Here is a 6,201-nt window from a genome sequence, read left to right as displayed (position 1 = left end):
TATCAGCAAACTGAGATAACAGCTCGTTGAATGCTTGGCGGTTAAGTCCAGTCATTGCTCGTAGCAGTCGCTCTTGATTCAGGATGCGGTCTAAGTTCAACATTAATGTCACCCTACTTGTCTGCTTGATTATTATCCCTTATTTTCCAACAACTCTAGTATTTACAATTTCTTAGCAAAACCTGATAAAATTCTGACGATATAATATGAACAGGGTTGCAGACATATTTGGAAAAACTGTCAGCAGTACTGATTTAGACAGTCTTTTTTCACAGAATTAGAGCCTTGCATGAATGAGGACAGAATTTTGTTTTTGAACTCACATAAGGCGTAAATTAGTTAAAACTTTTCTTTCACAGCCAATCCATGAAAACAGGTAGTGAAACGTCTTGATAATAACTTTTTTGATAAAAAATTAGGTTCCCTACTATCACTAAAACACCAATCAAAACCGATATCGTCACTAGTATTTTCCTAGTCGAGGAATTTTGAAAAATGAACAAACCAAAACTAAATGGTGTAACAGGAATAAAGTACCGAAATGTAAATCCAGGGCTCACAATTACAATGAACATAGATAGCAGTGTAAAAAATAGGAATGTGTTCATAGTATTATCATTGTCTGGTCTTGACAAATTGTCATAATTACGTTTTGTATTTTTGAGGAAAGTTAAAATTAAACTCAAGTTAATTGGGAAATACGCGAGTGCTAAAAAAGTGTATCCTACATCAAGGAGTGCAGAAAAACTGAATGGCCTGATAACAAAACCAAAAAACAATAAGATTGTTTTGGCTATGAACGCGGGATATTGCATTATTGGATCTAGGCTATATCTACTGAGAGTTTCAGCTGCATCATAAACAGTAGAACCACTGAAACTAGACAAACCTTGATCCACTTGTTGGGCATAGATTTCGTTAATAACCGGGATTGAGACAGACAAGAAGTAACAGACAAGTAGCCATGTTGCCACTAGTCTAGTTTTTTTAAAACCAACAATCTTGTAAATCAAACTAATATAAAGGATAATTGATACAATTGGTCGAATGAACAAAGGTACGGAAGCTAAAGTAAATACTGCAACTGGATCAATTATTTTTGCCACCAAATTTCCTTGATTGTTTGATCTGCTCTCATGGTCCCGATAGCCAGAAAAGCATAGATACCAAAACAGTAGGTTTATGAAAAGTAAAATGCTTTCTTTGTTAGGTCCAATTGCACCAATTAGTAGATATGGATTAAATACAATAGCAAATCTTGCATAATTTATGGAATTCTCTGAAATACTAGCAAAAACTGGTCTACACAGCCAAACAGATAAAAAGAGCAGCGACGAATTAAATAAAAAAAAGCCAAAGGCACCCAAGAAACTATTATAAATAAATTGATTAAAGAGATTGTATGAGAATGCAGAAAACTCCTCAAGTTCCCTGTTTTCTAGTGCTCTTAATTCATAGCTATAACCATCAGGAACGTAAATACCAGTTAAGGGGATGTAACCATATTTGGATAAGTACTGGATATATAAAGTTAATAACAGGAGAGCAAACAGCAAAAAGTACCAAACGGTATCTGACTTTCTGAAAAACTTGAATGTGGACATAAATAGTGACTGCTTTATCTTCGTAGGCTCCTAATCCTAATAACTACAGGGAAACGGACATGGTTTTGGAAAACAAACCAGGTTAGAACCACAGAGTACCCGACAACGAGCAAAAATGAGAAAATGGAGGTGGGGAAATAGAATATGTAATTCAGGGAAAATGTCATGAAAAACAACAATATAACGACATTATATAACGACATTAAGGACCTGCACTTCTGGCAACGAATATATCATGCTCAATGTGCCAGTTAAGACTAAGTTCTCTAGCCCAGTCTACTAAATAATCTAGTGTGGGGTAATCAGGTAGTCGACTACCTTCCTGAAAACAACGAATATCATCTACCAAGATAGCTACCTGATTAAATTTGTGAATATTATCCCTAATATGACGAAGTTCAGAAATGATGGGTGTATCACTCTTACCTTTGTAAGTTTTCCAAAAATCACCTCCTGAATAATGGCCATCTAACCAAAAATTAATATCTCCATTAAGTTCTGTTAGCAAGGTTGGAAAAATGTCTTCCGAACAACCATGTAAAATGTGAACATCTTTTTTATCAGAAAAACGCTTCTTTGCTTTCTCAAAAAGGGTTGCCTCTGGTTCAATACTTATTACTTTAGGAAACCGTTGCGATAGAAAGTTAGTTGTATCTCCAAGGTATGTACCAGTTTCTACATAGATACCATTTACTATAGCATTTCGAACTAGTACCTGCCTTTTCACAAATAATGGAGATGGAGCTAAGTACTGAGAACGGTACCACTTTAATACGCTCTTCATGCTTACTAATAGATCTCTATAGTTAGGGTAAATTGATCTGTTGATAAAATTCATACCGTCTTCTGAGCCTCGCTCGATATTAAATGAAGTAATTAAGCTTCTCCGGTCTAAAGACACGGAGATTTCTGAAGAGTCCATAAACGAACTTTCTGAGGCTGGCTTAAACAGCCTCTACTGATTCCGCTAAGATCAATTCCTAGCATCACCGCTACTTTTTTCAAAATATTAGCAGCACCATTACAGTCCGCATTAATTTTGAACCCATCAGAAGTTTGATATACTCCGCGACTAACTCGTTTCCCGCTTGCTTCCCACCCTTCGGGTTTTTCACCGTAGTAGATGTAGATATAAGTTAGTAGGTAGAAAATGAGGTTAATTTATTGTTGGTGTTAAAGAACCATATCATAGCAAATATAGACTGAAAAACTAAAAGACAAGAAAAAACAGTGTGAGTAGCACCAAGTGAAAAGTTTAGTAAGCATACCAGCAAAAAAGGAAAAACTGGTGTAGCTATGCAGGAAAATGTCACTTTATAGTTTAATCCAAATTTTTTAGCAAATATAAAGGTCGAGATCACCATCATCATAAAACCAAGATTCCCAAGAACAGCTCCTGTTAAACGATAGCTAATTGAACCGAGGTAAATTAGGAACAGTGATAAAAAACCAGACGAAAATAGTAGGAACGAAAGGAGTCTAATATTCTGAGACATAAGAACATAGTAGCCGGTGTTACAAAGAGACTGTATGGTGGTTATCAGTGCCAATGCTTGAAGACAAAACAATGCAGTGTTGTACTCACTACCCTTCAATCCAACCGCATAACTAATGACAAGTGGGGAGAAAATTAAAATAAGTGATCCAGACCAAACTGCCATACAGCTATTTATTTGGATGACCTGTCTGAACTTATTTTGGAGAGTATGCAGGGAAGTAGGGTCTAATGCGAGGCGACTGACCACAGGTAAAAATGGTTGAATTGGTTGCGCTACAAGAAAATTTATTCCAGATGCAACATCACTGACTATGGCATAAATGGCCAGAGACTCTGGACCTAGGACCGAACCCACAACAATTCTATCACCACGTGTAAATAAGATTCCTCCAATCGTCATTAACCACATTGCTAAATTGTAGCGAAAAATTTGGCTTGCTCTTTGGTTGTTCCATAGAAATCCTAGATTGTGATCTCTAGTCAAGGCTCTAACCACATAAATGTGCCAACCTAGAACTATTAAAGTCACAACCAGTTGCCAGGTGGCAAGTGTAACTGAACCTCCACCTAAATGGGCGGAAATAATCCATCCAATACTCAGTGAGCCAAATTGTAAAGTTTTTAAAAAACTCAGTAGTTTATACTCATGGTATGCCTGTTCAATTCCTATAAACACCTGTTGTAATAGCTGGCACAAAACCGAAAAACAACCTATCTGTAAAGCTCGAATACTGTTGTGCTGCTGTGTAGAACTTAGCCCAGGAAAGTAATTGATAACTATTCCTGCGGTTGAATACAGGAATACAGATGCTAAAATTGCTAAAACTAGCATCCAGGTCAGCGAAATGGTTATGGTCTCAGATATCTTTAGGTCATCTTTATCAGCAATATCTCTGGAAAGAAAGACGGTAATTGCATTAGATAGTCCCCCCTCTACCACTGTTAGGAAAGCTAACACTGACGAGATAAGAGCCCAAATACCATATTCTTCCAAGCCCATTAAACGGGACAGAACCGGTCCCGTAATTATACCAGCTACTGCACGTAGCGAAGCTCCTATTATATTATAGGCTCCATTTTTTAACATTCTTTCAGTCGGACACCATGTTAGTATATTTTAGATTCTGATGTTGTTAAATTAAACAATTTGTGTTACTTTGCTTTTCAATGTTAAGTTCCGCTTGTATTTTATAATAACCTTAGGGAATGTAGTGTTTTGATGTTCTACTTCTTTTTCAACTCGTATAGTCCACACCCATACAACATGGTGGGAACAAATGATGTATCAACGTTCTCATATAAAGTGTTTGTATCATCTATGTATGAAAATGACACTAAGTCATAGTCACTAGTAGTTAAATTTAGTATAGTGGTTACGGAAAAAATGCGGTGTCCGTTGAACTCTATTCTTTCTTTTCCTGTGGGAACTGATAACAACAACGTCCCACCTGATTTTAGCATCTTAGTTAAAGACTTAAGTCCTTTAATATGTCCCTCGGGATCAATCGGATCCCCGTAGCGACCTAAACCAAAGTGTTCCAGGGCATGAAGACAAGAAAGTGAATCACATACGCTGCCAGGCACTTTTTGAAATTCCATCAGATTAACTTGCCTAAAGGTCATTCCCTTCACAGAAGAGGTCATTTTTCTCACATCTAGCACTTCGACCGTACGAAACGTGAGTAAATGCGCTACAAAACCATCAATTCGAGATCCTACATCAATGTGATTCTCTGGTTTATTCTCGTAGACCTTTCTAGCTGCCCATAGATCTTGATGGAAATAATGGCGACTGATACTACCAGCAAAATCACGTCTATCAGTTAAATAGGGAAACAATCGAATCTTAACTGGACTTTTGCTTCTTATCGAAAATGAAGTGAGTTGATAAATATAAAGTGGTAATTCTAAGATGGAAACTACCATTTTAATTGGGTTGTATCCAAACTCTCCCAAAACATGAAACAGGATTTTTGCTGTGTATAGGAGCCTTGCTTTTAACATTATAGGTTTTGTTGCGTGGACCATATTAGGATTTCTTGTGAACTATTGTTTTAGGGTAGGGTTATGTTAGTTTTACTTATATATAATAGACCTGTTGGGAAATACTAATTAAAACGGCAGAAATCCTGATGCAGTCTAGCTTTGAGGAATTTTACGGTATAATTCCTGAAATCCTTGTCGGAAACGCCTTTCAAGGATATTCTGGCTTATTATCCAACAACTCTAATATATAAATTGGGAATTAATTGGATGGATAGGGCGATCAGCTAGGCTAAAATTGAGACAGAGAATCCCTACCACTCGACTCTTGTAGTTACTTGGGTGGATGAGTCTGGTTGGTACGAACCGAGATCATGTAGACCGTCAAAGTTCAGCACCTTATTGTTTACTTGATATTTTATTCGTATGTGGCAGGGTTATTTAACCCGTGAAAATATAATATCAGGTTTTTCCTATAAGTCAAGGGGTGCGGTTAAGGGGGATTGGGAAGCACTCCCTGTGGGAGATCGCCAATGAATTACCCGTGACGGAATTCCTTGGTAATCGTAGGTTGGGTTGAGGCACGAAACCCAACAAACCAACGGGATATGGCTCGGTTTCTGCATTTTGCAACAGTTCCTTGCAATTCTTCTAGTCTTGCGAGTCTTTGTTTAAGTTGTTTTTCTAAATAGATTTTAGCATCCTTACCATCTTTACCTGCAATTGTCAAAGGCGACAAACTCAGCAGCTAGGCTGTCGGTGTTGGTGATATCGCGCTTGAACTGATGACGAGAGTCTTCACCGTTAGCTATAAGGCTGAGAAGGGCTTCGGGGGTCATGATTTATCCGCGCAGACCTGATCGATACATTTCTTTACAAACCTATTTATTTAGCAACCCCTAAGTAGAGAAAAATCTCAGGTTGAGAAAACCCTTCTCACGGGGGTATTCCGGTCCAGGTAATAGTTTATTCGAGTGTGCTGATATCAATACCCTTAGCTTTTAATTGTGCTAGTAAGGTTTGATACTTTAGTTGTTCCTGCTCTTTCAGAAATTTTTCCTGTTCTTTAAGCAGTCTTTCCTGTTCTGCACGTTGAGTTTCCTGCTCTTTCAGAAA

The 6,201-nt window shown here is 37.5% G+C and carries 5 protein-coding genes; all 5 read right to left on the bottom strand.

Features of this window, described 5'->3' with window-relative positions:
- Positions 1–353: 353 nt before the first annotated feature.
- The 5 genes from ASL19_RS08395 to ASL19_RS18185 all read right to left on the bottom strand — a co-directional run bounded on the left by ASL19_RS08395 (position 354) and on the right by ASL19_RS18185 (position 5,815).
- Complete coding sequence (locus tag ASL19_RS08395; protein WP_057177993.1) at positions 354–1,604, bottom strand: hypothetical protein; 1,251 nt, start codon at positions 1,602–1,604, stop codon at positions 354–356.
- 202 nt (positions 1,605–1,806) lie between these two features.
- Positions 1,807–2,526: a hypothetical protein gene (locus tag ASL19_RS08390; protein ID WP_152980412.1), complete on the bottom strand. Its 720-nt coding sequence runs from the start codon at positions 2,524–2,526 to the stop codon at positions 1,807–1,809.
- Between the two features lie 214 nt (positions 2,527–2,740).
- The gene (locus ASL19_RS08385) at positions 2,741–4,189 is read right to left on the bottom strand and encodes an oligosaccharide flippase family protein (protein ID WP_057177991.1); all 1,449 of its coding nucleotides are present in this window, start codon (positions 4,187–4,189) and stop codon (positions 2,741–2,743) included.
- Between the two features lie 137 nt (positions 4,190–4,326).
- Complete coding sequence (locus tag ASL19_RS08380; protein ID WP_161808589.1) at positions 4,327–5,028, bottom strand: DUF268 domain-containing protein; 702 nt, start codon at positions 5,026–5,028, stop codon at positions 4,327–4,329.
- 595 nt (positions 5,029–5,623) lie between these two features.
- Entirely contained in the window at positions 5,624–5,815 is a 192-nt protein-coding gene (locus tag ASL19_RS18185) for a hypothetical protein (RefSeq protein WP_057177989.1), read from the bottom strand.
- Between the last annotated feature and the right edge of the window lie 386 nt (positions 5,816–6,201).

The sequence above is a fragment of the Cylindrospermopsis sp. CR12 genome (assembly GCF_001432185.1).
Lineage (GTDB): Bacteria > Cyanobacteriota > Cyanobacteriia > Cyanobacteriales > Nostocaceae > Raphidiopsis > Raphidiopsis raciborskii.
Note: the sequence above shows the minus strand (reverse complement) of the source record. Positions and strands in the feature narration are given on the sequence as shown.